The organism is Antarcticimicrobium sediminis (genome assembly GCF_004348975.1).
In the GTDB taxonomy this organism is placed as follows: Bacteria; Pseudomonadota; Alphaproteobacteria; order Rhodobacterales; family Rhodobacteraceae; genus Antarcticimicrobium; species Antarcticimicrobium sediminis.
The window spans coordinates 40,134-65,404 of the sequence record NZ_SMFP01000011.1 but is presented as its reverse complement, the minus strand read 5'-3'; the positions used below and the strand labels follow the sequence as shown (position 1 = coordinate 65,404).

At 62.0% G+C, this 25,271-nt stretch carries 24 protein-coding genes and 1 tRNA gene; 2 read left to right on the top strand and 23 right to left on the bottom strand.

The genetic code is table 11. From position 1 onward, the window contains the following. Positions 1-190 precede the first annotated feature (190 nt). Positions 191-267 (bottom strand) — tRNA-Arg (locus E1B25_RS15880). Positions 268-380: 113 nt separating this feature from the next. On the opposite strand from E1B25_RS15880, the gene E1B25_RS15875 reads away from it, so the two are divergent. Continuing rightward, positions 381-1,406 (top strand): LacI family DNA-binding transcriptional regulator, encoded by a 1,026-nt coding sequence (locus E1B25_RS15875; protein WP_132830502.1) that lies wholly within the window; start codon positions 381-383, stop codon positions 1,404-1,406. Here E1B25_RS15875 and E1B25_RS15870 read toward each other — a convergent pair. From E1B25_RS15870 to E1B25_RS15785, 19 genes are all read right to left on the bottom strand, one after another. Beyond that, positions 1,403-2,491 carry a 3-hydroxyacyl-CoA dehydrogenase family protein gene (locus tag E1B25_RS15870; RefSeq protein ID WP_132830501.1) on the bottom strand — a complete coding sequence of 363 codons (1,089 nt, stop codon included), beginning with the start codon at positions 2,489-2,491 and terminating at the stop codon, positions 1,403-1,405. The two genes, E1B25_RS15875 and E1B25_RS15870, sit on opposite strands and share 4 nt — an antisense overlap. Positions 2,492-2,493: 2 nt before the next feature. Further along, positions 2,494-3,411, bottom strand: a complete 918-nt coding sequence (locus E1B25_RS15865; RefSeq protein ID WP_132830500.1) for a helix-turn-helix transcriptional regulator — start codon at positions 3,409-3,411, stop codon at positions 2,494-2,496. 133 nt (positions 3,412-3,544) lie between these two features. Next, entirely contained in the window at positions 3,545-3,985 is a 441-nt protein-coding gene (locus tag E1B25_RS15860) for an acyl-CoA thioesterase (RefSeq protein WP_132830499.1), read from the bottom strand. Next, on the bottom strand, positions 3,986-5,182 hold the full coding sequence (gene boxA, locus E1B25_RS15855; RefSeq protein WP_132830498.1) for a benzoyl-CoA 2,3-epoxidase subunit BoxA: 1,197 nt from the start codon (positions 5,180-5,182) through the stop codon (positions 3,986-3,988). Beyond that, complete coding sequence (locus tag E1B25_RS22190; RefSeq protein ID WP_165937641.1) at positions 5,179-5,355, bottom strand: hypothetical protein; 177 nt, start codon at positions 5,353-5,355, stop codon at positions 5,179-5,181. Before E1B25_RS22190 ends, boxA begins: the two co-directional genes overlap by 4 nt. A gap of 205 nt (positions 5,356-5,560) precedes the next feature. After that, positions 5,561-7,012, bottom strand: coding sequence for a benzoyl-CoA 2,3-epoxidase subunit BoxB (gene boxB / locus E1B25_RS15850; RefSeq protein WP_132830497.1), 1,452 nt, complete (start codon positions 7,010-7,012; stop codon positions 5,561-5,563). 92 nt (positions 7,013-7,104) lie between these two features. Next, positions 7,105-8,763 (bottom strand): 2,3-epoxybenzoyl-CoA dihydrolase, encoded by a 1,659-nt coding sequence (boxC, locus tag E1B25_RS15845; protein WP_132830496.1) that lies wholly within the window; start codon positions 8,761-8,763, stop codon positions 7,105-7,107. Between the two features lie 169 nt (positions 8,764-8,932). Then, the gene (locus E1B25_RS15840) at positions 8,933-9,358 is read right to left on the bottom strand and encodes a DUF309 domain-containing protein (RefSeq protein WP_132830495.1); all 426 of its coding nucleotides are present in this window, start codon (positions 9,356-9,358) and stop codon (positions 8,933-8,935) included. 35 nt (positions 9,359-9,393) lie between these two features. After that, positions 9,394-10,221 carry an alpha/beta fold hydrolase gene (locus E1B25_RS15835; protein ID WP_132830608.1) on the bottom strand — a complete coding sequence of 276 codons (828 nt, stop codon included), beginning with the start codon at positions 10,219-10,221 and terminating at the stop codon, positions 9,394-9,396. Continuing rightward, positions 10,221-11,759: a benzoate-CoA ligase family protein gene (locus E1B25_RS15830; RefSeq protein ID WP_132830494.1), complete on the bottom strand. Its 1,539-nt coding sequence runs from the start codon at positions 11,757-11,759 to the stop codon at positions 10,221-10,223. Before E1B25_RS15830 ends, E1B25_RS15835 begins: the two co-directional genes overlap by 1 nt. A gap of 268 nt (positions 11,760-12,027) precedes the next feature. Next, a complete protein-coding gene (locus E1B25_RS15825) occupies positions 12,028-13,524 on the bottom strand; it encodes a TRAP transporter large permease (protein WP_132830493.1) in 1,497 nt (498 codons plus the stop codon). Beyond that, entirely contained in the window at positions 13,521-14,105 is a 585-nt protein-coding gene (locus E1B25_RS15820) for a TRAP transporter small permease (protein WP_132830492.1), read from the bottom strand. Before E1B25_RS15820 ends, E1B25_RS15825 begins: the two co-directional genes overlap by 4 nt. Before the next feature lie 88 nt (positions 14,106-14,193). Beyond that, on the bottom strand, positions 14,194-15,237 hold the full coding sequence (locus E1B25_RS15815; protein ID WP_132830491.1) for a TRAP transporter substrate-binding protein: 1,044 nt from the start codon (positions 15,235-15,237) through the stop codon (positions 14,194-14,196). A gap of 364 nt (positions 15,238-15,601) precedes the next feature. After that, complete coding sequence (locus E1B25_RS15810) at positions 15,602-16,762, bottom strand: ABC transporter substrate-binding protein (protein ID WP_132830490.1); 1,161 nt, start codon at positions 16,760-16,762, stop codon at positions 15,602-15,604. A 38-nt stretch (positions 16,763-16,800) separates the two neighbouring features. Further along, complete coding sequence (locus tag E1B25_RS15805; protein ID WP_132830489.1) at positions 16,801-18,681, bottom strand: AMP-dependent synthetase/ligase; 1,881 nt, start codon at positions 18,679-18,681, stop codon at positions 16,801-16,803. Between the two features lie 4 nt (positions 18,682-18,685). After that, complete coding sequence (locus E1B25_RS15800; RefSeq protein WP_132830488.1) at positions 18,686-19,459, bottom strand: ABC transporter ATP-binding protein; 774 nt, start codon at positions 19,457-19,459, stop codon at positions 18,686-18,688. Then, positions 19,459-20,226: an ABC transporter ATP-binding protein gene (locus E1B25_RS15795; protein WP_132830487.1), complete on the bottom strand. Its 768-nt coding sequence runs from the start codon at positions 20,224-20,226 to the stop codon at positions 19,459-19,461. The genes E1B25_RS15800 and E1B25_RS15795 overlap by 1 nt, the downstream gene beginning before the upstream one ends. Further along, a complete protein-coding gene (locus E1B25_RS15790) occupies positions 20,223-21,320 on the bottom strand; it encodes a branched-chain amino acid ABC transporter permease (RefSeq protein ID WP_132830486.1) in 1,098 nt (365 codons plus the stop codon). The genes E1B25_RS15795 and E1B25_RS15790 overlap by 4 nt, the downstream gene beginning before the upstream one ends. Positions 21,321-21,324: 4 nt before the next feature. Beyond that, positions 21,325-22,200, bottom strand: a complete 876-nt coding sequence (locus E1B25_RS15785; RefSeq protein WP_132830485.1) for a branched-chain amino acid ABC transporter permease — start codon at positions 22,198-22,200, stop codon at positions 21,325-21,327. 290 nt (positions 22,201-22,490) lie between these two features. On the opposite strand from E1B25_RS15785, the gene E1B25_RS15780 reads away from it, so the two are divergent. Continuing rightward, entirely contained in the window at positions 22,491-23,099 is a 609-nt protein-coding gene (locus tag E1B25_RS15780; protein WP_132830484.1) for a TetR/AcrR family transcriptional regulator, read from the top strand. A gap of 95 nt (positions 23,100-23,194) precedes the next feature. Here the strand turns inward: E1B25_RS15780 and E1B25_RS15775 are convergent, their stop codons facing one another. The 3 genes from E1B25_RS15775 to cydB form a co-directional block, all read right to left on the bottom strand. Next, positions 23,195-23,635: a DsrE family protein gene (locus tag E1B25_RS15775; protein ID WP_132830483.1), complete on the bottom strand. Its 441-nt coding sequence runs from the start codon at positions 23,633-23,635 to the stop codon at positions 23,195-23,197. 339 nt (positions 23,636-23,974) lie between these two features. Next, complete coding sequence (gene cydX / locus E1B25_RS15770) at positions 23,975-24,094, bottom strand: cytochrome bd-I oxidase subunit CydX (protein WP_132830482.1); 120 nt, start codon at positions 24,092-24,094, stop codon at positions 23,975-23,977. Between the two features lie 15 nt (positions 24,095-24,109). Beyond that, complete coding sequence (cydB, locus tag E1B25_RS15765; protein WP_132830481.1) at positions 24,110-25,267, bottom strand: cytochrome d ubiquinol oxidase subunit II; 1,158 nt, start codon at positions 25,265-25,267, stop codon at positions 24,110-24,112. Between the last annotated feature and the right edge of the window lie 4 nt (positions 25,268-25,271).

Below are 25,271 nucleotides of genomic sequence, written 5' to 3'. Positions count from 1 at the left end.
GCAACCTGGCTCAGTCAGTTCGAAGAAGCAGACTGAAGCCGTTGCGGGAGACAGGATGCGGTCGGAAAAAACGTTGCAGATTTAGCCACTACGCGATTTGCGCTCAGATAGCAAGGAAAAGCGTCGCCGCGTTGTGCGCACCCGCCCCGGCGTCGGCCAAAAATTGCCCCTGTGACAGACGGAAAAGCGGTGGTGACCCCGACTGGATTCGAACCAGTAACCTGCCCCTTAGGAGGGGGCTGCTCTATCCAGTTGAGCCACGGGGCCGACGAAACCGGTGTTTAGACAGGTTTATCCCACTTGTCACCGTTTTTACAGATGCTTGAACAGGATCGGTGCTTCGCGGTAACGTCGGGACATTCCGACAAAAAGGGTCAAACGTGACGGCTGAAAACAAACGCCCGCTCACCCTGCGCGATGTCTCCGAGGCTTCGGGTGTCTCGGAGATGACGGTCAGCCGGGTTCTGCGCAACCGCGGTGATGTCTCCAAGGCCACCCGCGCAAGGGTGCTCGCCGCCGCCAAAGAGCTGGGCTATGTGCCTAACAAGATCGCCGGCGCGCTGGCCTCGAATCGGGTCAACCTGATCGCGGTGATCATCCCGTCGCTGTCCAACATGGTGTTTCCCGAGGTCTTGACCGGCATCAACAAGGTGCTGGAACATACCGAGCTGCAGCCGGTGATCGGCGTCACCGACTACCTGCCCGAAAAGGAGGAGCGGGTGCTGTATGACATGCTGTCGTGGCGCCCCTCTGGCGTGATCATCGCGGGGCTGGAACATTCGGAGGCCGCCCGCGCCATGCTCAGGGCCGCAGGCATCCCGGTGGTCGAGATCATGGACACCGACGGCACGCCGATTGATGCCATGGTCGGGATTTCGCACCGCCGCGCCGGACGCGAGATCGCCCGCGCCATCGTCGAGGCCGGCTATCGTCGAATCGGCTTTCTGGGCACCAAGATGCCGCTGGACCACCGGGCGCGGAAACGGTTCGAGGGGTTCACCGAAAAGCTTGCCAAACACGGGATCGAGATTGCCGACCGCGCATTTTATTCTGGCGGCTCGGCGCTCGCCAAGGGGCGGGAAATGACCGCCGAGATGCTGGCGCGCACGCCGGATCTGGATTTCCTGTATTACTCCAATGATATGATTGGGGCGGGTGGGCTGCTTTACCTGCTGGAAAAGGGCATCGACATCCCCGGTCAGATCGGGCTTGCCGGGTTCAACGGGGTCGAACTGTTGCAGGGGCTCCCACGGCAACTGGCGACGATGGACGCCTGCCGGTTGGAGATCGGCCGCAAGGCGGCAGAGATCATCGTGGCGCGGTTGGAAACCCCACCGCGCGAGGTCGAGAGCCAGATCGTTCTGACCCCCAAGATCAGCTTTGGCGATACGCTGAAGCGGGACTAGGCCAAAGGCGGCAGCGGTGCCCAGATCACCGGGTCCGCGTCTGCGAGCGGTTCCAGCGATTGCCGCACCGCATCCCTGCCCAGCGCCTCGGCATAGGCCATCACCCCGCCGCGCCCGGCAGGAAAACCCAAGCCAGCAACGCTGACCGTGTCGATATCGCCAGCGGCGGTGGCGGTGCCATCGGCCAACATCAATGCCCCCTCATGAAAAAGCGCCAGCGCCAGCCGCTCCTGCATCTCCTGCGCGGTGAACAGGCGCGGGGCGATGCCGGCGAACCAAGCCTCTTCGCGCACCAGATCCTCGACCAGCGGATCAATCACCGCGCCGCCGCCGCCGGGATAGCGATACCAGCCCACCCCGGCGAGTTTGCCCAGCCGTCCTTCCTCGACCATACGGTCCTGAATCGGGATATAGCGGCGGCGCGGATCGCGTGTGGACGCCTGCGCCTTGCGCGCGCCATAGGCCTGCGCCAGCCCGACCAGATCCTGCGCCTCATACAGGCCCATGTCCCAGCCGAACGCCACCATCGCCTCGTCCAGCTCATGCGGGATGGCACCGTCCATCAGCATCATGTCCGCCATCTCGTACAGCCGCTGCATCAACCGCGTGCCGATCGAGGGGCGATCAAGGGGGGCCGCAACGGCCTGACGCCCCAGAACGCGGGCCAAGGCAAAGGCGGTGGCGAGTTGCGGCGTCTCGGTTTCGGGGCCGGGGGCGATTTCGACCAACCGGCGCAAAGCAGTGGGAGCAGACAGGCGAAACCCCAGAACGCGCCCGGTCAGCCCGGTCAGCGTGGTGGACAACAGCAGGCAATCGGCGCGACAGGTGGCCAGTAAATCGGCCAGCACCGGGGCGCGCTGATCCGGCTCCTCCTCCAGCGCCTCGACAACAAGGGTTGCGGATTGCGGAGTACCCGGCCCGTCGATCACCGCCAGATCCAGCCCGGCCTGCGCCAGCATATCGCGCACCCGCCGTGCGGTATCCACGTCAAGCTCGGCCAGATCCACACGATACCCCGCCCGCCTCAATAGCAGCGCGACCGCCACCCCGGCAGGTCCGGCACCGACGACCAGAGCGGTGTCCATGCTCAGCCCAGAAACTTGCGATCTTCGATCAGCGCCAGCAACTGCGCCAGCGAGGTCTCGACCGATCGACCAGAGGTATCCAGCTGCGCCTGCGCGCGGGCATAAAGCGTTTCGCGACTGGTCAGGATCGAGCGGAGCTGCTCCATCGCTTCGGGGTTGCCGGACATTGGCCGTTCGTCCCCTTGCGCCCGCACCCGCGACATATGCTCGTCGGGCGAGGTCTTGAGCCAGATGGTGTGGAAATGGCCCAGCAACAGGTTATAGGTCTCGGGCTCGGCCACGATGCCACCGGCGACCGCCAGAACCATGCTGTCATGGGTGGCGATGATGCGGCTGATCGCCTGCGCCTCGAGCTTACGATAGCCTTCTTGCCCGTACAGTGCCATCACCTCGTCGACCGGCATGCCGGCCTGTTCCTCGATCTCGCCGTTGAGTTCGACAAAGGGGATGTTCAGCGCCTGTCCGGCCAGCGCGCCAAGGGTCGATTTCCCGGCGCCGCGCAGGCCCAAAAGACAAATGCGGCGGGCGCGCAGGGTCTCGGCCGGTTCCGGGTTGAGCTGGCGCAGGATTGCCTGCTGCACGTCAGAGCTGGAACTGCGGAACATATCCGCCACCCGCAAGGCCTCCGAGTTCCACGGATCCTCTTCGCCGATCAGCCATTCGATCCGATGATCAAGCGCCGAGGCCACCCGCTGCAACAGGCCGATGGAGATATTGCCCTCGCCAGCCTCAAGCTGTGCCAGATAGCGTGGCGAGACCCCCGATATGTCCGACAGCACCCGGCGCGGAATGCCGCGCCGTTCGCGGGCCCGGCGCACACGCTCGCCAACCCGCTGGATCAACGCCGCAACCTCGGCCTCGACCCGGGTTGCCTGCGATTGCGGTGTCGCCTCGCCTCGGAAATTGGTGATTTCGGTCATGCCACCGGTCGATTATGAAAAATATTGCACAAAACTAGACCGGGGTCCGGGCGCATTCAAACCCTTTCCCCGAACGACAGTCAAAACCTGCACTATCCTGCGGAAGATTCCCGCAACAGGTCGCGCGCGCAGGTCATGGCCGCAGCAAAGGCGTCACGAGGGCGCGGATCTCGGGCGGAGCCGGTTGCGAGGCAAAGGTCTCGGAAACCGTAAAGACATTCACGAACCGGCCTTTGAAGCACAGCGTGCCATCCTGATAGCCATCCACCCGGAACTCGATCGACTTGGTGCCCAGCTTGCTGGGCCAGACCTTGCAGATCAGGCGATGGCGCGGCGTCACGGGCGAGACGAAATCCAGACTCAGATGCACAAAGGGTGTGCCAAAACCCAGATCAAGTTCCAGATGAAACCAGCCGCCGCCAAGGTGATGTTCCCACCAGGCGTCGATCGCATCCAGCGCGAAATAGGGCAGCCGCCCGGTATAGGCGATCTTGGCCGGGTCGCAATCGGCCCAGGTGACGCGAATCTCATGCTCGAACGGCGGCGGCACCGCCGCTTCGTTGGTCTGTGTCATTCAATAGGTTTCCACGTGATAGCGGCCCTCGTTGCGCATGGTATCGCGCAGCGCGCCCCAAGGCTGGCCGATGCTTTCGGCGATATTGGTCAGCGTCTTTTCGACGCCCTCCTCCATACCGCGCAAGCCGCAGATGTAAATATGCGTGTTGGGATCGGCGATCATCTCGGCCACCACATCCTCTTCGGCCCTCATGCGGTCCTGCACGTATTCCTTGGCCGCGCCGGGGATGCGTGAAAACACCAGATGTTTCTTCAGCAGGGTGTCGGGCACTTTGTTCAGTGGCCCGAAATACGGCAGGCTTTCTGGGGTGCGGGCGCCAAAGAACATCACCATGCCGCCCGATTTCGCCCCGACAGAGCGTTGGCGGCGCATGGTAAAGGCACGCATTGGGGCCGAGCCGGTGCCGGTGCAGATCATCAACAGCCGCGCCTGCGGATCTTCGGGCATCAGAAAGGTCGCCCCGAACGGGCCGGTCAGTTGAACCGTGTCGCCCTTTTTCAGATCGCAGACATAGTTGGAGCAAAGCCCACCCTCGTCCCGTTTTACGGTCAAGGACAGGTTGTTGAAATTCGGCCGTTCCCCGTCGCGCGGGCTGGAGACGGAATAAAGACGTGGCAGGTGCGGCTTGCCCTCGTCATCGGTGCCCGGCGGAATGATCCCGACGCTTTGGCCCTCCAGCACCGGGAACGGCAGGCCGCCCAGATCAAGGATGATGTGGCGCACGTCGCTGTCGGAGTCCTCCGATGTCAGGCGATAGTTGCCCTGCACCACCGCTTTTGCCGGTTTGCCAAGGTTGTACATGTTGACCGTCGGCTTGGAGGCCGAGGCGGGCGCTTTCGCCTTGCCGCCAGCTCCGGCATGGGCCTCGGCCAAAAGCGCGGCCATGGCCTCGTCCAGTGCCTCCATCCCGGTCTCGACCTCGCCACCGGCGGTCTGGATATCCGCCTGCGCGGGCAATTCGTCCCATTCGAACTGCTCATCAAGCGAATAGGGATCGTTTACCACCCGCCATTCGTCGATCGAGCCGGTGGGGCAGACCGGAATGCAATCCATGCAAAAGTTGCACTTGGAGGCATCGACCACAACGTTGTTGTCGTCATGCTCGATCGCCTCGAGCGGGCAGGTCATTTCGCAGGTATAGCAGCGGATGCAGATTTCGGGGTCGATCAGGTGCTGTTTCAGCGGCTTGTTCATTGGCTCTCGCGCTTTTTTCTCAGGATCACGTCCGGCAAGACCAGCGCATCGATCAGCGCCACGCACAGGCCGCCGCAATCGTCGCAGCCGACGCAGGGCCCGTTCAGCTGCGATATCTCGACCGACAGCGCGTTCAAACGGGGCGTTTCGGATTTGGTCCTGCTGATCGTCATGTCAGATGCTCCCGTTGTGTTGGCGTCGTGCTTGAGTCGTGTTCGCGTCTTGCTTGCGGCTCGTGTAGAGCCGACCGCCCGACCGGATCCCGAAAGCGCGCTTTCGATTCCCTGTCTAGCATGTCTTTGCCGGTCTCCGCAAAACCGCCGGACGGCTTGCGACACCCGGCCCGGGCGCGGGGCCCAGACCGGTCTCTGTCACGTATCAGGCCATGTGCAGCTTGACGTATTCAAAATCGCCCGGCTTGTTGTCGATCCCGACCTTCGGTGCCGCGATCCAGCTTGCATATTTGCCGGGTTCGGTGACCGGCTTCATCAGGCTTTGGATGAAATCGCCATCCGCATGGGTCGGCAGCCACTCCTTCATGCCGGCGTCATACTCCGCGCCCGTAACCAGTGTGCCCTCTGGATCAAACAGCTTTTCGGCAAAGACCCCGATCTTGCGATTAAAGGCCTCGTGCGGCAGCTTCATCTCGAAGGCGACACCGGCCTTTTCGATGATCTTGTTCCAGCGCGACACTCCACCGGCGGCATCGCGGGAATAGTCATCGCGCAGGCGCATGTTGATCGCGGTCAGCGCCGGGACGTCATGTTGCACCAGCTTGCCGTCGACCATATCCCAGACCTTGTAGGTGTCTTCGGTCAGCTTGTGGTCGTCCTTGACGCGATGCTCCATGTACCGACCCTTGATGCCGGCGTTAAAGGCATTGGCGGCATTGGTCGAGACCTCCTGTCCGAACAGGTCGAGCGACAGCGTATAGTGCAGGTTCAGCTTCTTCTGGATCGTCGGAAGGTCGATCACGCCAAAGCTGCGGATCTTGTCGATATCATAGGGATCGTCGATCCCGTGCTCGTTCATCACCTCACAGGTCTTCTGGATGGTCCGACCGACGCCGGTTTCCCCCACGAACATGTGGTGCGCCTCTTCGGTCAGCATGAAGCGGCAGGTGCGCGACAGCGGGTCAAAGCCCGATTGCGCCAGGCTTTCCAGCTGCATCTTGCCGTCGCGGTCGGTGAAATAGGTGAACATGAAGAACGACAGCCAATCCGGCGTTTCCTCGTTGAAGGCCCCCAGCATCCGCGGTGCCTCTTCCGAGCCAGACGAGCGCAGCAACAGATCATCCGCCTCTTCGCGACCATCGCGACCGAAATACTTGTGCAGCAGATAGACCATCGCCCAAAGGTGGCGGCCCTCTTCGACGTTGACCTGAAACAGGTTGCGCATGTCGTAAAGCGACGGCGCGGTCAGGCCAAGGAAGCGTTGCTGTTCGACCGAGGCCGGCTCGGTATCGCCCTGAATCACGATCAGACGTTTCAGCAGGTTGCGATATTCGCCGGGCACTTCCTGCCACGCCGGGTCGCCAAAATGCTCGCCACAGGGGATGGTGCGCCCCTCGACCTGCGGTGCCAGCAGCACGCCCCAGCGGTATTCTGGCATCTTCACATAGTCGAATTTCGCCCAGCCCTTGGGGTCGACCGAAACGGCGGTGCGCAGATAGACCAGCGATTGCTGAAAGTTCTGCGGGATCAGGTCGGACCACCAGTTGATATACCCGGGGTGCCATTTCTCCAGCGCCTTGAGAACCCGCTTGTCCGAGCTGAGGCCGACGTTGTTGGGGATTTGCGTGTCATAGCTGACGTTGATCAGATCGAGCATGAATTTTCCTCCGTTTGAGCCCGGAGCGGCGGGCCCTTGCCCATCCTACACCGGAAAATGCCGTCGGGCAGGCCAAGGCCCGCCCGCTGTTGTTACACCCGTTCCATATTGTAATCGCCGCGGATGCCGGTGCCGTAACGTTGCAGCGCCCCGTCCTTGCCAACCGCATTGGGCCGCTGGAAAATCCAGTTCTGCCACGCGGTCAGGCGGCCAAAGATACGGGTTTCCATCGTCTCTGGCCCGGGAAAGCGCAGGTTGGCCTCCATCCCGGTCATCGCATCGGGGCTGAAGCTGGCACGCTCTTCAAGGAAGATACGCACCTCGTCCTCCCAGTCGATATCGTCAAAGGCATAGGTGATCAGCCCGGCCTTGTCGGCCGCGTCGGCCTCCATCGGCTCGCCGATCTTCGCCTTCAGCGCGTCCACGGTCTCGGGCGTGCCCAAGAACCGGGTTTGCAGCCGGGTCAGATCGTTGCTCATCGGGTACAGACCGAAGTTGCCCGGCGTCAGCGTGACGGTGGCCGTCGGGCGATTGTCGCCCTCAAAATCATCCAGCATCATATAGCCGCGATCGCAGGCCCAGAGCAGTTCGGCCAGCACGCCAGCAAAGCAACTGCCGTGTTCCACCATCGCCGCCATCGAGCGAGAGGTCAGATCGACCCGCTTGAGCACGCGTTTCCAGAATTTCAGGATCTCGTTGGCCAGCCAGTGATCGCCATTGTCGATCAACAGCTTTTCATGCGCGATCAGTTTTTCCGGATCGCCCTGGGTGCGAAACACCAGCGTTCCGATCTCGCGCTCGTTCAGGCGCAGATGCAAAAGCGCATCGTCCAGTTCCCGCGCCAGCCGCAGCATGTAGCTGTCACAGCCCTGCGCCTGCACCGCGTCCATGCTGCCCGGCGCATCCGTATCCGGGCCCGACAGGGTGATCGTGGCCTTGCGCCCGGCGCGGTCGATGGCGACCTCGACCAGCGAATAGGTCACGCTGTCTTCGCCGAAGGTGCGATCCAGCGGGGTCAAGGCGATGCCGGTCGCGCCCGATGCCTTTTTCGAACTGGCGGCAAATTCGCGCGCCCGTTCCTGCACCACCGCGTTGAATTTCGAATTTGGCACAACCTCGTCCACCAGACGCCAATCCACTGCGCGCTGGCCTTTGACGCCCTCTTCGACCGAACAGAACACATCGGCCAGATCGCGGCGCACCTTGCGTTTGTCGGTGACACGAGTCAGCCCGCCGGTGCCCGGCAGAACCGCAAGCAGCGGCACCTCGGGCAGCGCGACAGACGAGGTGCTGTCATTGGTCAACATGATATAGTTGCAGGCCAGCGCCAGTTCGTATCCGCCACCCGCGCAGGCACCTTTGACCGCAGCGATGTATTTCTGACCGGAATCCTCTTCGGCGGCCTCGAAGGTGTTGCGCGTCTCGTTGGTGAATTTGCAGAAATTCACCTTGTGCGCATGGGCCGCCCCACCCAGCATCCGGATATTGGCCCCGGCGCAGAACACCTTGTCCTTGCCCGACTGCATCACCACGACCTTGACCTCGGGGTGTTCGAACCGCATCCGCTGCACGACATCGGCCAGTTCGATGTCCACGCCCAGATCATAGGAATTGAGCTTGAGTTGGTAGCCGTCAAACAGGCCGCCATTCTCATCCACATCCATGAAAAGATTGGCGACCTCTCCATCATACTCGACCCGCCAATGGCGGTATTTGGAGGGGTCAGTCTGAAAGTCGATCACTTTGCCCATGTCGCGCTCCTGAGAAAATCTGAGTTGGTGCAACTTATGTCATTCACCCGCTGGCGTAAACAGATTTGTGCATAATAGTGCGCATGCTGTTGTGCAGCAAATCAACATCTTACCAGATCATGCGTAATATATCGCGGATTCCCCCAAGGCGCACGTGCAATATTATGCACTATTTCGCATCCTCTTCCAGCGCGCGAGTCGCGACCGCCCGCATCCGCACCCCTTTCGACACCAGCCAATCGCGATCCCCCTGCATCGCGGCGGCTCCGAGCACGCCGGCGGCGTCCAGATGGGCCTGCGCCAAATCGCACAGCCGCAGCACCGCGCGGGGGCGGCCCATCCGCGCTTTCAGCGCCGCATTGGCGATCTGGATCGCCCCCTGAACAAAGGCGCGCGCGCGTAAATTCGGCGGCAGCGCCCGCCAGACCGGCTCGAACAGCTCATGCGCTTCCCAGAAATAGCCGGTCTCAAGATATCTCCACCCGGTGCGCCACGCCTCGGACGCGGCCAGCGCGGCGGGCGTCATGCCCGGTCGCGCCGTTCGGGTCACGTCCTCGAACGCGCCCTCGGGATGGCGGGCATTTTGCCCCGGCACATAGGCATGCGGCGGGTCTGGATAGCGCGGGCGGGTCAGCTTGGCACCACCTCGGCCGCCTCGATCCGTTCCAACCGGGCGGTAAACTCGGCCACGGCATCAAGCGTCTGTTCCGACTGCTCCTGATGCGGGGCATGCTTGCAATCCTCAAGGATCACGGTGTCGACCGGCGCATAGGACCGGCTCTCGATCTCTTCGATCTGCGCCAGCGTGCCGTATTGGTCGTCACGCCCCTGTATCGCCAGCACCGGAATACGAAGATAGTCGATCACCTCGCCCACGTTCCACGCCTTGAACCCCGGATCGAGCCAGGTGTCGTTCCAGCCGCGAAAGGCATTTTCCGGATCCTTGTGATACTTGGCCATCCGCTCCTTCATATCGGTGCGCGCAAAGACCTCGCGCGCTTTGGCGATCTCTTTCAGGCCCATCTCTTCGGTAAAGAAATGCGGCGCCATCAGGATCAGCCCGCGCACGCGAAAATCCTCGACGCTGCCGGCATAGATCGCGGCGATGGTTGCCCCGTCGGAATGGCCGAACAGGATACAGCGGGCAATCCCCGCCTGATCCAGCACATGCGGCAGCACATCCACCGCCTCGCGCGTCATGAAATCCAGCGGGCGCGGCAGCTTGGCCGGGTCCGACTGGCCATAGCCCTGCCGCGAATAGACCAGCACGCCCATGCCGGTGCGCGCCGCCACCCGCGCGGGGAAATCACGCCACAGCGCGGCGCAGCCCAGCCCCTCGTGCAGCATCACGATGGTTGGCGCCTGCTGTGGCGGGGGGCCGAAGCAGCTGTATTCCAGCGTTACCCCGTCCACCACCAACGGGGTTTTCGGGACCTCGGACCAGTCCAGCGCCACCATCACGCCGCGCCCCGCAGCTTGTAGCGTTGGATCTTGCCGGTCGCGGTCTTGGGCAGTTCGTCCACCACCTCGATCCAGCGCGGGTATTTCCACATGCCGATCTTGTCCTTGACCAGATCCTTCAGATCGCCCGCGATGCTCGGATCAGCCCCGGTCTTGAGCACGATATAGGCGGCCGGTTTATCCAACCCCTTTTCATCGGCCCGGGCCACAACGGCGGCCTCCAGCACGGCGGGATGTTCGATCAGCGCCTGCTCCACCTCGAACGGGGAAACCCAGATGCCGGACACCTTGAACATGTCGTCGGTGCGCCCGCAGTAAACATAGCGGCCATCTGGCGTACGCTCGTATTTGTCGCCGGTTCTGGTCCAGTGACCCGCAAAGGTCGATTGCGACTTGTTGCGCCGGTTCCAATAGCCATCCGCCGAGGAGGGGCCGCGCACCAACAACTCGCCGACCTCGCCATCGGGCAGATCCTCGTCATGCTCATCGACCAGACGCACCTCGTATCCCGGCACCGCAATGCCAGAGGTGCCATAGACGACGTCACCGGGCCGATTCGACAGAAAGATATGCAGCATCTCGGTCGAGCCGACGCCGTCGATGATCTCGGCGCCCCAAAGTTTTTCCCAGCGCTCGCCAATCTCGCGCGGCAGCGCCTCGCCCGCCGAGGTGCAGATGCGGATCGTATGGTCCGGCATCCCGCCAGCGGCCTCTTGCGCGGCGACCACGGCGGCATAGAGCGTCGGCACCCCGCAAAAGATGGTCGGGCGTTCGGTCTTCATGATGTCAAACACCGCATCCGGGGTCGGACGGCCCCCGAATAGAACCGTGGTGGCCCCCACGGACATCGGAAAGGACATGCCGTTGCCCAGCCCATAGGCAAAGAACAGCTTGGCCACGGAATAAACCGTATCCCCCTCGTCGATCGCCAGCACCTGCGCACCAAAGGTGTCGGCGGTGGCCCTGAGGCTGGAATGCACGTGCCGCACCCCCTTGGGCAACCCGGTCGAGCCCGAGGAATAGAGCCAGAACGCCAGTTCATCCTCATGCGCCTCGACCGTGTCGGCCAGTTCGGCGCCTTCGACAAAGGCGCGATAACTTTCGGTGCCCTTGGGCGCGTCACCGATCACGAGGATCGCGCGCAGAAACCGGTTGTCGGCCACGGCGGGGGCGACGACCTCCCACAGCTCCTGCGAGACGACGAGGATCGAGGCACGGCTATCGTTGAGCACCGCCTCGTAAATGTCGGTGGACAGCAGCGTGTTCAGGGGCACCGGGATCGCGCCCGCCTTGAGCGCCCCCCAGAACACCACCGGAAATTCGATCTGGTCGCGCACGATCATCGCCACCCGTTCTTCGCGCCGCACGCCATGGCGATCCAGCGCACCGGCGAAGCGCGCGGTCTCCTCAGCGAGTTGGCCGTAGGTCAGGCTGCGCCTGTCCCCGTCCGCCTCACGAAAGGCGATCTTGTCGCCCCGGCCTTCGTCAATGTGACGATCCACAAAATAGATCGCCGCGTTCCCCGATGCGTGCATGGGTTCTCCTCCCTCTCGGTCCTGCCTGCCCGTCCCGACCGCCAGCAAACGCTCCTCCGCGCGGCCCGGGACTCGCTGTGGCTCATCATGCATTTCCATCATGTGTATGCAAGATAATGCTAATATATTTGGCATTATTTTGCACAAATCCTGCCGCGATCCGAGGTCACGGGAGCCAAAATGCAACGACAGGGCAACGAGACGGAAACGAAAAAGGCCCGACCCCCAAACCGGGGACCGGGCCAATATTTAGCTCGCTGTGCGCCCGTTATCGCAACAAGAACAGCGTGATAGATGGGAAGGCCACCAGAATGACCACCCGGACAAGGTCGGAGCCGACAAAGAACATCACCGCCTTGTAGGTGTCGACCATCCGCGTCTTGCGGTCCATCGCGTTGATGATGAACAGGTTCATCCCCACCGGCGGCGTGATCAGGCCAACCTCGACCACGATCAGCACCAGAATGCCAAACCAGATCGCCACATGCTCGGTCTCGATCCGGTTGGCCATGCCGCGCGTCATGCGGATGTCCAGCGCCTTCATCTGATCGCGGGTCAGCTCGGCACCGCTGGCGATCGCATTCTTGATCTGCGCCAGCATATCCGTCGTCATGCCATCCGGCACACCGTGCCTCAGCACCTCCATCGCCGCGTCGCCCTGCAATCCGGCCAGCGAGACCAGACCGAAATCCATCACACTGATCACCGGATAAAAGATCGGGATCGTCAGCAGGATCATCGACAGGCTGTCCATCAGGCAGCCGAACACGAGGTAGAAGATCAGGATCAACGTCAACACCAGCCAAGGCGAGAACCCCTGGCTGACCACAAAGTCAGCCAGTTCTTGCGGCACCTGCGTCAGCGCCAGAAATCCGTTATAGAACCCCGCGCCGAGAACGATGAAAAAGATCATCGCGGTCGAGCGCGCGGTGACAAAGAAACTGTCCACCAGCGTTACCCGGGTCAGCCCGCCATTGAGCAATGCGATCAGCCCCGTGCCCGCGGCCCCCACGGCCGCACCCTCGGTCGGCGTGAACCAGCCCAGATAGATACCGCCCACCACCAGCGCAAAGACCAGCAGAACCGGCCAGACCTGCAGCAGCGCGGCGAACCGCTCCGCATAGGGCACACGCGGCCGGATGCCCGCCGATTCAGGGTACAGCCGGACATAGATTGAGATCGCGAGAACATAGCCCAGCGCCGCCAACAGACCCGGAATAAAGGCCGCGAGAAACAGCTTGGCGATATTCTGCTCGGTCAGGATGGCATAGATCACCAGCACCACAGAGGGCGGGATCAGGATGCCCAGCGTGCCGCCAGCGGCCAGCGTCGCGGTCGAAAACCCGCCGGCATAGCCATATCGCTTCAACTCGGGCAGCGCGACGCGGCCCATGGTGGCGGCGGTGGCCAGCGACGAGCCGCAGATCGCGCCGAACCCGGCACAGGCGCCGATCGAGGCCATTGCGACACCGCCCTTGCGATGCCCCAACCAGCCCTCGGCCGCCTTGAACAGCGCGTTCGACATGCCGCCCAGCGTCGCGAAATGCCCCATCAAAAGGAACATCGGCACGATGGTCAGCGAATAGCTGGAAAAGGTCGTATAGGTTTCGCTTTTCAGCCGCGCGAAGGCGACCGTGGTGTCGCCGGTGACGGTGACCAGCCCGACCAGCGCGACGACGAACATGGCCAGCCCGATCGGCACCCGCAGAAAGATCAGGACCATCAGGGCGGGAAAGGACGCAATCCCGACTTCAAGCGTACTCATTGATCTGTCTCCACCCCGTCCCAGATGATTATGCGGCCGGTCAGGAATTCGGTCACCCGAACGCCAGCCATGTAGGTTCCCACGATGGCGGACACCACGGCCCCGAACAGGCTGGCCGCATAGGCCCACCAGACCGGGAATTGCAGCAGAAACGAGGTCTCGCCATAGCCCTTTTTGGACAGCATCCCGTCACCCAGTTTCCAGGCGATCAGCACCAGAACGGCTGCAAAGATCACCTCGGTCACCATGCGCAGGAACCGGTTGACGCCGCGCGGCAGCGCATTGGCCACGATATCGACCGAGGCATGACCAGCGGTGATCTGACACAGCGGGATAAAGGCAAAGATGGCAAAGGCCACACCGGCCTCGACCAGTTCGAAATCGCCATTGACCGGCCCGACGCCGATGTCGATCAGCCATTGCGCAAAACCGGGCATGATGCCCATGACGAAATCGCTGTGCAGAATGCCGTTCAGGCTCCGCCCCAGAATGGATACGCAGGTCAACAGGATCAATACAGACAGGACGATGCCGCCCAATATCGCCATGAACCTGGACAGAGCGGTGAACAATGCGTGCATGCCTTCCCCTTCGGCTTGCCAGTGGTCTGAATGAATGGGCCGCAGCGGCACCAAAGCCGCTGCGGCCGGATCACGATACCGCCGAATGTTATTCGTACATTGGCGTGTATTTGGCGATCAAGGACTGCGCCTCGTCAAGCAGGGCCTGACCGTCGATGCCCTTGCTGTCCATGTCCTTGAGCCACGCATCATAGATCGGCTGTGACGCGGCCCGCCAAACGGCGGTTTGCTCTTCGTCCAGCGTGATGATGTTGTTGCCCATGTCCACGGCCATCTGGCGCGCCGGACCATCGGAATCGGCTTGGGTGCCGCCGGCAAAGATCGAGAATTCCAACCCCGAATTGTCGTCGACCACCTTTTTCAGGTCATCGGGCAGGCTGTCATACTTTTCCTTGTTCATCGCCAGAACGAAGGTCAGAACATACAGCGCGTTGCCCGTGAACTCGGTATGGTTCTCGACCAACTCCGGCACTTTCAGCGCCGTGGTCACCTCCCACGGGATGGTGGTGCCGTCGATCACGCCCTTGGACAGGCCCTCGGGAATCGCCGGAACCGGCATGCCAACCGGGGTTGCGCCCAGTTCGGTCAGCAGTGCGTTGACCGAGCGCGAGCCGCCGCGGATCTTCATGCCCTGCAGGTCATCCGGGGTCTCGACCGGATCGGCCGAGTGGATCAGGCCGGGGCCATGAACCCAGGTGCCCAGAATGTGCACGTCCTTAAAATCAGAGTCTTTCCAGTGCTCTTCGAACATTTCCCAATAGGCCCGCGAAGTGGCGCGCGCATTGGTCATGATGAAGGGCAATTCGAACACTTCGGTGCCGGGGAACCGGCCGGGGGTATAGCCCACAACGGTCCACACGATATCCGCCACGCCGTCGATCGCCTGGTCCAGCAACTCAGGCGGCTTGCCACCCAGCTGCATCGAGGGATACCGGTCAACCTTGATGCGACCGCCGGAGTCCTTCTCCACGTTGTCGGCCCAGACATCCAGAATCAGCTTCGGCACGTTGGCCTGCGCCGGCAGAAACTGGTGGAGCTTCAGCGTCACGTCTTGCGCCATCGCCGAACTCGCCATCAGCGCGGCAACGGCAACGCCGCCCACCAAGCCCAGAACACTTCTCCGTTTGGTCATGTGATTCCTCCCTTTTGACCGTCTCAAGCAATATAATGCCGCTCTCCCGCGGCAATGCAATATATTGCCTATTCTTTCGCCCTGTGCCTGCCTCCAACACGCGAAACAATATTACTCCCAAGGCCGACAGGCCCTCTCACCTTGTCTAATGTAACGAAAACCTCGTGCAAGTCAGGTTTCCGGTAACGCCTATTCGAATTTGTTTGAGATCGCGAGTCTTTTTGCCCGCCGGTGGCGGCGCGATCCTGCGGCAATTCGCCTGTTCGCGACCATATCACACTGGCCCGTCCAGCCCATCCTGCCAATAAAAAAACCGGCGCGAAGACCGCGCCGGTTTGGGTATATCAGCCTGTTCGCGCCTGTATCACTGGCGGCTGAGCAGCTTCCACTCGCCGTTCTCGACAACCGAGATCATGACCTCATCGGCGCCTTGGTGGTCGTCAGGACCATAGGTGATCTGGGCGTCGGCCAGCTCATCCCGATATTCGAGCGTCTCCATCCCCTTGATGAAGCTCTCCTGCGTCAGATCCGGCCCCGCCGCTTCCAGCGCACGCACCACCGTATCGGCTGCGGAATACCCCAGCATCGAGAACCCGCCAGCGTCCTGATTGTACTTGGCGTTGTAGTCGGCCATGAACTTGGCCACCGCTGGCACATCGGCGCGCGATTTCAGATCGACCCAACCGGCCGCAGCATAGAGCCCGTCGGTCACGCCACCGGGCACCGCTGCCACCACGTCCAGAAAACCGGCCGAGGTGTTCAGGAACATCACGTCGGTCCAGCCCAGTTTCTTGGCGGTGCCGACCACCGTGATCGCCTGCCGCACGCCCAAAGCCAGCGTGATCAGGTCGCATTCGGCAGCCTTCAGCTTGGTCAGAGAGCCGACAAAATCCAGCTCGTCGGGCTTGTGCGTGGTCTCCCCCGCAAAGGTCAGCCCCAGCGTGCTGACGACATCCTTTGTGCTGTCGCCGATTTCCTTGCCGAAATCGGTGGGCAGGTACATCGAACAGATGTTCTTGGCGCCCTTCTCGGCGGCAAGGTATTTCACCCCTTCCTGCACTTGGTCCCAATAGCTGGAAAACCCGACGAACTTGTTGTGCATCGGCTCCTGCAACATGTCGCGCGCGGCGGTGAGCGGCCCGATATTCGGAATCCCCTTGGGATCAAGCAACTTGAAGCCCGCCAGGTTCATCGGTGTGCCCAGCGACAGCAGCATCCCGAACACCTTGTCGCGATTCAGCAGCTTGTTATAGCCCTGCATCGCGCGCGGAATCTGATAGCCGTTGTCCTCGACCACGAAGCGTATCATGCGGCCATGCACACCGCCCGCCGCGTTCGCCTCGTCAAAGCGCAGGTTGGCACCGTGCACGGCCGGGACGCCCACTGCGGCAAAAATGCCGCTGAGGTCATTGACCGAGCCGAACACCACCTCGGTATCGCTCACACCCTGGGTCTCGGCGCCAGCGCTGCCGGCAAGACCGGCGGCAAACGCCGCAGCGGCCAGGGCCTTTGTCAGTTTCTTCATGATTCTCCTCCCAAAGAATTGTACGTTTCACACCATGTTCAGTACATCTCGTCGATCAGCGCCTTATGTTTCTTTTCCACCAAGCTGCGCTTGAGCTTCATGGTTGCGGTCAGCTCCTCATCCTCTGCCGTCAGAAGCACGTTGATCAGGCGAAAATCCTTGATCTGCTCCACCCGCGCGAACTCCTTGTTGACCGCCTCGACCTCGCGGCCGATCAAATCAATCACCTCCTGCGCGGCACAGAGAGATACAAAATCACTGAACGGTATTTTTTGGTCCTGCGCAAACTTCTCGACGTTTTCCTGATCGATCATGACCAGACAGCTGAGGTATTTGCGCCGGTCCCCGATCACCACCGCATCCGAGATATAGTGGCTGAATTTCAGCCGGCTTTCGATCTCGGCGGGGGTGATGTTCTTGCCGCCCGCGGTAATGATGATGTCCTTGAGCCGCCCGGTGATGGTCAGGAAACCATCCTCGTCGACGCGCCCGACATCGCCGGTGCGCAGCCAGCCGTCCTCGGTAAAGGTTTCGGCGGTCTTTTCGTTGTTACGCCAGTAGCCTTGGAAATTGTTGAGGCCAAAGGTCTGGATCTCTCCATCCTCGGCGATGCGCACATGAAACCCCGGCACCGGCTTGCCCACAGTGCCAAGCTTGTTGTCACCGGGCAGGTTGACCGTGGCCAGCCCCGCATTCTCGGTCATGCCATAGCCTTCGATCAGCTTTACGCCGATGGACCAGTACCATTTGATCAGCTCGGGCGAGATCGGCGCCGCGCCGGTCGCCCCGCGCCGCATCTTGTCCATGCCCAGCATGCGGCGCAGGTTGCGCAGCACCAGAAAATCCCAAACCGCATAATACGCCGAAACCAATGCCGGCGGCGTCTTGCCCGCCAACAGATAATCGGCCCGCTTGGCCCCGGCCCTTTGCGCCAGATGAAACGCCAGACGCCCCGCCGGTGTGGCCTCCTGCGCCAGAACCAGCACCCGGGAATAGATCTTTTCCCACACCCGAGGCACGGCGGTGAAATGCGACGGGGACACCTCCTGCAGGTTGTCGAACACGGTTTCCGGGCTTTCGGCGAAATTCACCGTCGCCCGCGCCGCCAGCGGAAAATAGACCGAAACATCCCGCTCCAGAATATGGCAGAGCGGCAGGAAGCACAGCTGCTGATCGGTGGGCAGCGTCGGCAGCGCATGCGCGCCAGAGACCACGGCCCCGATGATATTTTCCTGGCTCAGCATCGCGCCCTTGGGCGCGCCGGTGGTACCCGAAGTATAGATCAACAGCCCGGTATCGCCGGGTTGTACCTGTTCGATCTCGGCCTCGAAAAACCCGGGATTCTCGGCCTCGAACACGCGGCCGGTCTCGTACAGCTCGTCGAGAAACACGCATTTGTCGTGGCGCAGGTCGTGCAGCCCCTCTTGCTCCAGAATGATGACCTTGAGCACCTGCGGCGCGAGATCCTCGATTTCGAGAAACTTGTCGAGCTGCTCGTCGCCCTCGACGAACAGGAACCGGCTGTCGGAATCGCGCAGTATATATTCCAGCTGGCTGGCCGAGTCCGTGGTATAGACCCCCGAGGCAATGCCGCCGACGCATTGAATGCCCATATCGGCGTACAGCCATTCCTTACGATCCTCGGACAGGATCGAAACCACCTCGCCCCGTTTCAGCCCCAGCGCGCGCAGGCCCAGCCCAAGCCATTTGGCATGGTCCCAATAGTCGCGCCAACTGTGCGATTGCCAGATGCCCAGATCCTTTTCCCGGTGCGCGGTCTTGTGGCCCATCTCGGCACAGCGCCGGGCGAACAGTTTGACCACCGTGTCGCAGCCATCCACCAGCGCCGGGCGCGATCCCGGCACCGCGTTGAGCATGACGCCATTCACCTCGATCTGGTCGGTCGATTGCAGGTTCATCGCCTCACCTCCAGGTCTTCTTGCGTTTCCAGCGTCTCTCGCCGCGCTGGCTCTGTTCCTGATGGCCAAGGTAGAACGCCTGAATGTCCTCGCTCTCCATCAGGCGATCGGCGGAGCCTTCCATCACGATCCGGCCTATCTCCATCACGTAACCCACATCCGCCAGATCCAGCGCCACCCGCGCGTTCTGTTCGACCAGCATCATGGTCACATGTTCGTCGCTGTTCAGCCGCCGCAGGATGCCAAAGATCTCTTGCACCAAAAGCGGTGACAGCCCGAGGCTGGGTTCGTCCAGCAGCATGATCTTGGGTCGCCGCATCAGGCCCCGCCCGATCGCCAACATCTGCTGTTGCCCGCCCGAAAGCGTCCCGGCCTCTTGCGTGCGCCGCTCGGCGAGGATCGGGAAATAGTCGAACACCATCTGGCGGTCGCGCTCGATCTCGACGCGGTCATTGCGGGTATAGGCGCCAAGGCTCAGGTTCTCGTCGACGCTCAGCAGCGGGAACACCTCGCGCCCCTCGGGCACATGGACGATGCCGCGATTGACGATCTGGTGCGGTTCCATCCCCTGAATCTCTTCGCCCTCGAACAGGATCTTGCCCTTTTCCGGCTCCATGATCCCCGAGATCGTCTTGAGCAGAGTGGATTTTCCGGCGCCATTGGCACCCAGCACCGTCACGACCTGCCCTTGCCCGACCTTTAGGCTGACGCCCCGGATCGCCATGATCGGGCCATAGAAGCTTTCCAGATTCTTGATTTCTAAAACGGTCTGCCCCATCACACCGCCCCCGTGCCCAGATAGGCCGCGATCACTGCCGGATCTGCCTGCACCTCGGCCGGGGTTCCTTCGGCCAGCTTGGCACCGTCGGCCAACGCAAGCACCCGGTCGGACACGCCCGAGACCAGCCCCATGTCATGTTCCACCATCAGGACCGTGATCCCCATCTGTTTGCGGATGTCGTCGATCCACCAGCGCATGTCCTGCGTTTCCTCGACCGACAGCCCCGAGGCCGGTTCGTCCAGCAACAGCAGCCGGGGATCCGAGGCCAGCGCGCGGCCCAGTTCCACCACCTTGCGCACGCCATAGGGCAGCCCCGCGATCATCTTGTTGCGATAGGGTTGCAGATCGAGGAAATCGATCACCCGCTCCACCGCCTCGCGATGCACATGCTCTTCGCGCCGGACCCGGGGGGTGAAAAGCAGCTCTTGGATCATGTTGCTTTTGCGGTGGCGGTGACGGCCCACCAGCAGGTTTTGCAGAACCGTGGCATGATCGAACAACTCGATGTTCTGGAAGGTGCGCGCGATCCCCAGATCGGCCACCGCATCGGCGTGGCGATCCAACAGGTTTGCCCCATCAAAGCTGATGCTGCCCGAATAGGGATCGTAGAACCGGGATATCAGGTTGAACACGGTGGATTTCCCCGCCCCGTTCGGCCCCACGATGGCATAGACCTCGCCCTCTTCGACCGAAAAGCTCAGGTCGTTGACGGCCACCACGCCACCGAATTTCAGCGTGGCGTTCTTGATCTCCAGCAGGCTCATCTCAGACGCTCCGTCTTGAGGTAGCTTTTCTGACGCTTGAACATGTCCTTGCGGGCAAAGGGGAACAGCTCGAACCAGGTGCGAATCTTGAGCCAGCGGCCATAGATGCCCATCGGCTCAAACATGATGAACAGGATCAGGATGGCCCCGAACACGCCGGTTTCCAGCCCCGGGATCGCGACGTTGTTGGCGCCCAACAGGCCACCGATCGTATCGCTCGCCATCGACAGCGCTTGCGGCAGAAAGGCGATGATGATCGCCCCGAAGAACGCCCCGTGGATCGACCCCAAGCCGCCGATCACGATCATCATCAACAGGCTGATCGAGATCACGACCGAAAAGGTCTCGTTGTTGAAGGCGCCGGCATAGAACCCCATCAGCGCCCCGGCGAGCCCGGTGATCGCGCAGGACAGGCCAAAGGCCGCCGCCTTGGTAAAGGCGATATGCACCCCCATGGCGGTGGCCGAAACCTCGGAATCGCGCACAGCGGCAAAGGCCCGGCCCAGCGGCGCGCGCAACAGGTTGCGATAGGCCAGCGTGCACAGGATCGTCACCACGAGGACCAGCCAGTAGAACCGATCCGGCGTCGTCCAGCGTTCGATCTCGAGCCCGAAAATGGTGATGGTCGGGGCAAACTTGCCGCTGACCCCGTCGGTCCAGGGTGCCAGCATCACGATGATGTCGTCGGCCAGAATCGACAGCGCCATGGTGGCGATGGCCAGATAGATGCCATGCAGCCGAACCGCAGGGATCGCGAACAGCGTGCCGAAGATCCCCGTAATCACCCCGGCCAGCGGAAAGGCCAGCAGAAACGGCACCCCGTGCTCCATCAAGATGATGCAGGAATAGCAGCCCAGCGCAAGAAACGCCGCGTGCCCCAGGCTTGCCTGTCCGGTCTGCCCGGTCAGCAGCATCAGCCCAAGCCCGGCGATCGCCCAGATCAGAACGTTGGTGACCTCGCCCAGAAAGAAATCGTCCAGCAGCCACGGCAGGATGATGGCCCCCGCCACCAGCGCGGCATAGACGAAAAAGCTCCAGCGGTCAGGGAACAGACGGATGTCGTTCTCATAGGATGTCTTGAAATGAATGCGCATGGTGTCAGACCTTTTTCGTGCGGACCTGGCTGAACAGGCCGTGCGGACGGAACACCAGAACAAACAGCAACAGCGCATAGGGCGCGACCTGCGAATATCCGGCGGCGAGATAGCGCGAGGCAAAGGGTTCGATCACCCCCACGATCAGCCCCCCCGCCAAGGCACCGGGCAGGCTGCCAAAGCCGCCGATGACTGCCGCCGCAAAGGCCTTGATCCCCAGTAGCCCGGCATTGGGATCAATCGCCCCCTTGGAGGCGAACAGGATGCCAGCCACGGCGGCCACGGCACCGGACAGACCCCAGATCATGCCCTGCACCCTTTTCACCGGGATCCCCATGTAATAGGCGGCCATCTGGTTCTGCGATGCCGCCTGCATCGCCAGCCCCAGTCGCGTGCGCTGGAAGAACTGGTACAGAAACAGCGTCAACAGAAAGGTAACGACGATCACCGCCATGTCGGCCATGCCCAGCACCACGCCGGCGACCTGGAAATCGCCCAGCGCCAGCGGACTGTGCAGCGTCTGCGGCTCGTGGCCCCAGATCGCCCCAGCGACAAAGCGCAGCACGAACCCCATGGCGATGGTCAGGATCACCACCGAGGTCTGGCTTTGCCCGGACAGGTGGCGCAGGATCAGCAGATCCAGCAGATAACCGATCAGCGCCATCAGCGCGATCGACAGCGGCGCGGCGACCCAGAACGGCAGGCCGACATATTCGGCATTGGTCAGGCCCAGCGTCACGAAGGCGCCCAGCATCATCAGGTCACCCTGGGCGAAGTTCACCGCCTCGGTCGCCTTGTAGATCAGAACGAAGCCCAGCGCGATCAGACCGTATACACAGCCGTTCGCCAGACCGCTGACCAGCAGTTGCAAAACGTCCAAATTTTCCTCCCCCTCGCCATTATGGCGTCACGACGCGAACCGGCCTCATCCTCCCCCGGTCTCGCACCGCCGGTTCGCGTCCTCACACGAAGCCAGCTTTATTGCTTTCTAACATACCACGCGGTATGTACCTGTCTTGTCAATCACTGAAACGCATTAATATTTCTTTTCGAGCCACCACAGAGCAAGAAGAAACCTTTTGGCCGCCTCGTGGCAGGTGGCCCCCTTGGTCCCCGCCTGCGGAGGCGCTGCCAGACCCTCGTCCCTCACGCCACAACACCCGGCCACCAATGTCAGAACAGATCTCAGACTCTCACCACGAAATTCTGGATGCCGCCGCCAAATGCTTCATGAAGCTGGGGGTGAACGCGGCATCGGTGGATGATATCGCGCACAGTCTGGGGTCGACGAAGGGGCGGATTTACCACCATTTCGCCTCGCGCGGCGCGCTTCTGGGCGCGGTGCGACTGCAGGCACCGGAATTCACCCGCCGGGCGGTTGCGCCGGTGATGGATGACAACCTGTCGCCAAGCCAGAACTTTCACAATATGGCGCTGACCCATATCGCCGCCGTGTTTGAAACCCTGCCCTATCACAAGGTCGTTCTGCAACATTACACCGGGCTGGAGGGCAAATCCGCCACCGAATCCGACCGCGCGATGGAAGCCCGTATCCGGGACGCAAAACGCGGCTATGAGGATCTGTTCCGCAGCGTGATCCACGCCGGGATGCAAAGCGGAGAGTTTCGCTGTCAGAACCTGTCTGTGACCCTGCACAGCGTGCTGATCCTGCTGAACGCACCGGTGTTCTGGTATTCGCCGCGCCCGGACGAGCCACAGGGGTTCACCGCCCAGGTGGCGCGGCAACTGGCCGATATGGGGCTGGCCGCGCTGATCTGATCACGGGGGATTCTGATCACATATTACGAAACATGAAAAAGCCGCCGCGACCATAAGGTCACGACGGCTGGTCGCACAGACACGGCGCGCCGGTGTCAGTAGCTTATCACACGGGCGTTTTCGTCGATGATGGCGGCTGCCATCTCGCCCGGTTTGGCAACGCCGACGCCGTCCAGCAGGACCGACATGTCAGCCCCCCTGCCCGGCAAGTAGATCGCGCAAACCTCGACCTTGGCACCGGGCTGCTTCATGATCATCTGCATCAAGCCCTGCGGGCTCATGTTCTTGGGCGGCTGGCCTGCGGTGGCGCTTGCCGGCGCATCCTTGAGCGCCAGATCCCCCGCCGGACCGCAGAGCATGATATGCGGGGTCACCCCCTGCTGCGCCGCCTGCATGGCCAGCACCATCGCCATCAGCTGCGTCTGCGCCTCGGGCGCGGTCAGCACGGTTACCAGCGTTTCGGGAGCCTCGGCATGGGCCGGGGCGGTGGTCAGGACGGGTGCGGCCAGGGCGGCGGCAGTCAAAAGGCGCTTCATCTGGAACTCCATTTGTCAGGATTGGTTTGAATTAACGCGCGGGGCTTCAGGGCGCTGTCTTGCCCTTGGGCACAACGGCCACGTCGCCCAGCGCAACGCCTCCAAGGAAACGGCGGTGGCAATTGGGAAAACTGGTCTGGGTGATCATATGGTCCGTGCCCTGCAATTCACATTGCGTTTATCGCATGCGACGGGATGCCGGGATTTGACGCAGATCAATAACCTGTATTCAGGATGTATTTTTATGTGCGATATGATCGCCCTCCCCCAAACGGAAACGGGCGCCCCGAAAGGCGCCCGTCCCGGTCTGCCCCCTCCCGGGGACGTTCTCGGGAGAGATTAGCTCTTGCCGTCCTCTTCGGTCAGCCGCGCATCTTCGCGCATTTCAAGCCACATCGCGTTCAACACAGCGACCATCGCAGCCAAGGGAAGGCCAAGCAGCCAAGCAAAATACCACATCGTTGTCTTCCTTCCTTAATAGCTATGGCCGCTGGTGACGTCGTCTTCTGTCACCTTGCCCCACAGCACTTTGTACACCCATGCGGTATAGGCCAGGATCAGCGGCACAAAGATCACCGCCGCCACCAGCATCACGAACAGCGTCTGATGCGAGGACGAGCTGTCCCAGACGGTCAGCGAACTGTTGGGATCAACGATCGAGGGCAGGATGAACGGGAACATGGTCAAACCGACGCTGGAAATGATACCGGTGATCGCCAGTTTGGACCACAGCAGCGTCGAAACCTCGCGCCCGGCGCGCAGACCCAGCACCGCCATCGCGATACCGACAAAGCCCATGATCGGGGCGATCACGATCCAGGGACGGATGCTATAGGCTTCAATCCACGAGCCACCGCGCGCCACCTCGGAATACAGCGGGTTGGACGGACCATTGGCCGCCACATCGCTGACGATCCGGAACCCGTCCACGCCAAAGGCAAGCCAGACACCGGCCAGCGCATAGGCGAGCGCCGCCACGATCCCGGCATAGGTGCCGATGGTGCGTGCCCGCATCTGGACCGGCCCTTCCGTCTTCAGCGTCAGCCAGGCCGCGCCGTGCATCAGCAGCATCGACAGCGACACCACCCCCGACACGATCGCGAAGGGCCGCAGCAAACCGATGAACTTCATGAAGAAGTTGCCGTCATACATCGGCATCAGATCCTCGGTCAGGTAAAACGGCACACCCAGCAGAACGTTGCCAACGGCCACGCCGAACAACAGCGCCGGTGCCGCGCCGCCCACGAACAACGCCCAGTCCCAGCCATTGCGCCAGCTTTGGCTGTCGCGCTTGGAGCGGTAGGTAAAGCCAACCGGCCGCAGGATCAGCGCCGCCAGAACGGCAAACATCGCCAGGTAAAAGCCCGAGAAGCTGACCGCATAAAGCGGGGGCCAAGCGGCAAAGATGGCGCCGCCGCCCAGGATGAACCACACTTGGTTGCCTTCCCAGACCGGCCCGACGGTGTTGAGCACCATCCGGCGTTCCACGTCGGTCTTGCCCACGAAGGGCAGCAATGCGCCGACCCCCATGTCAAACCCGTCGGTCACGGCAAATCCGATCAACAGGACGCCTAGCAGCACCCACCACATGACGCGAAGGATATCGAAGTCGATCAATTCAAACAGGATCATCGCT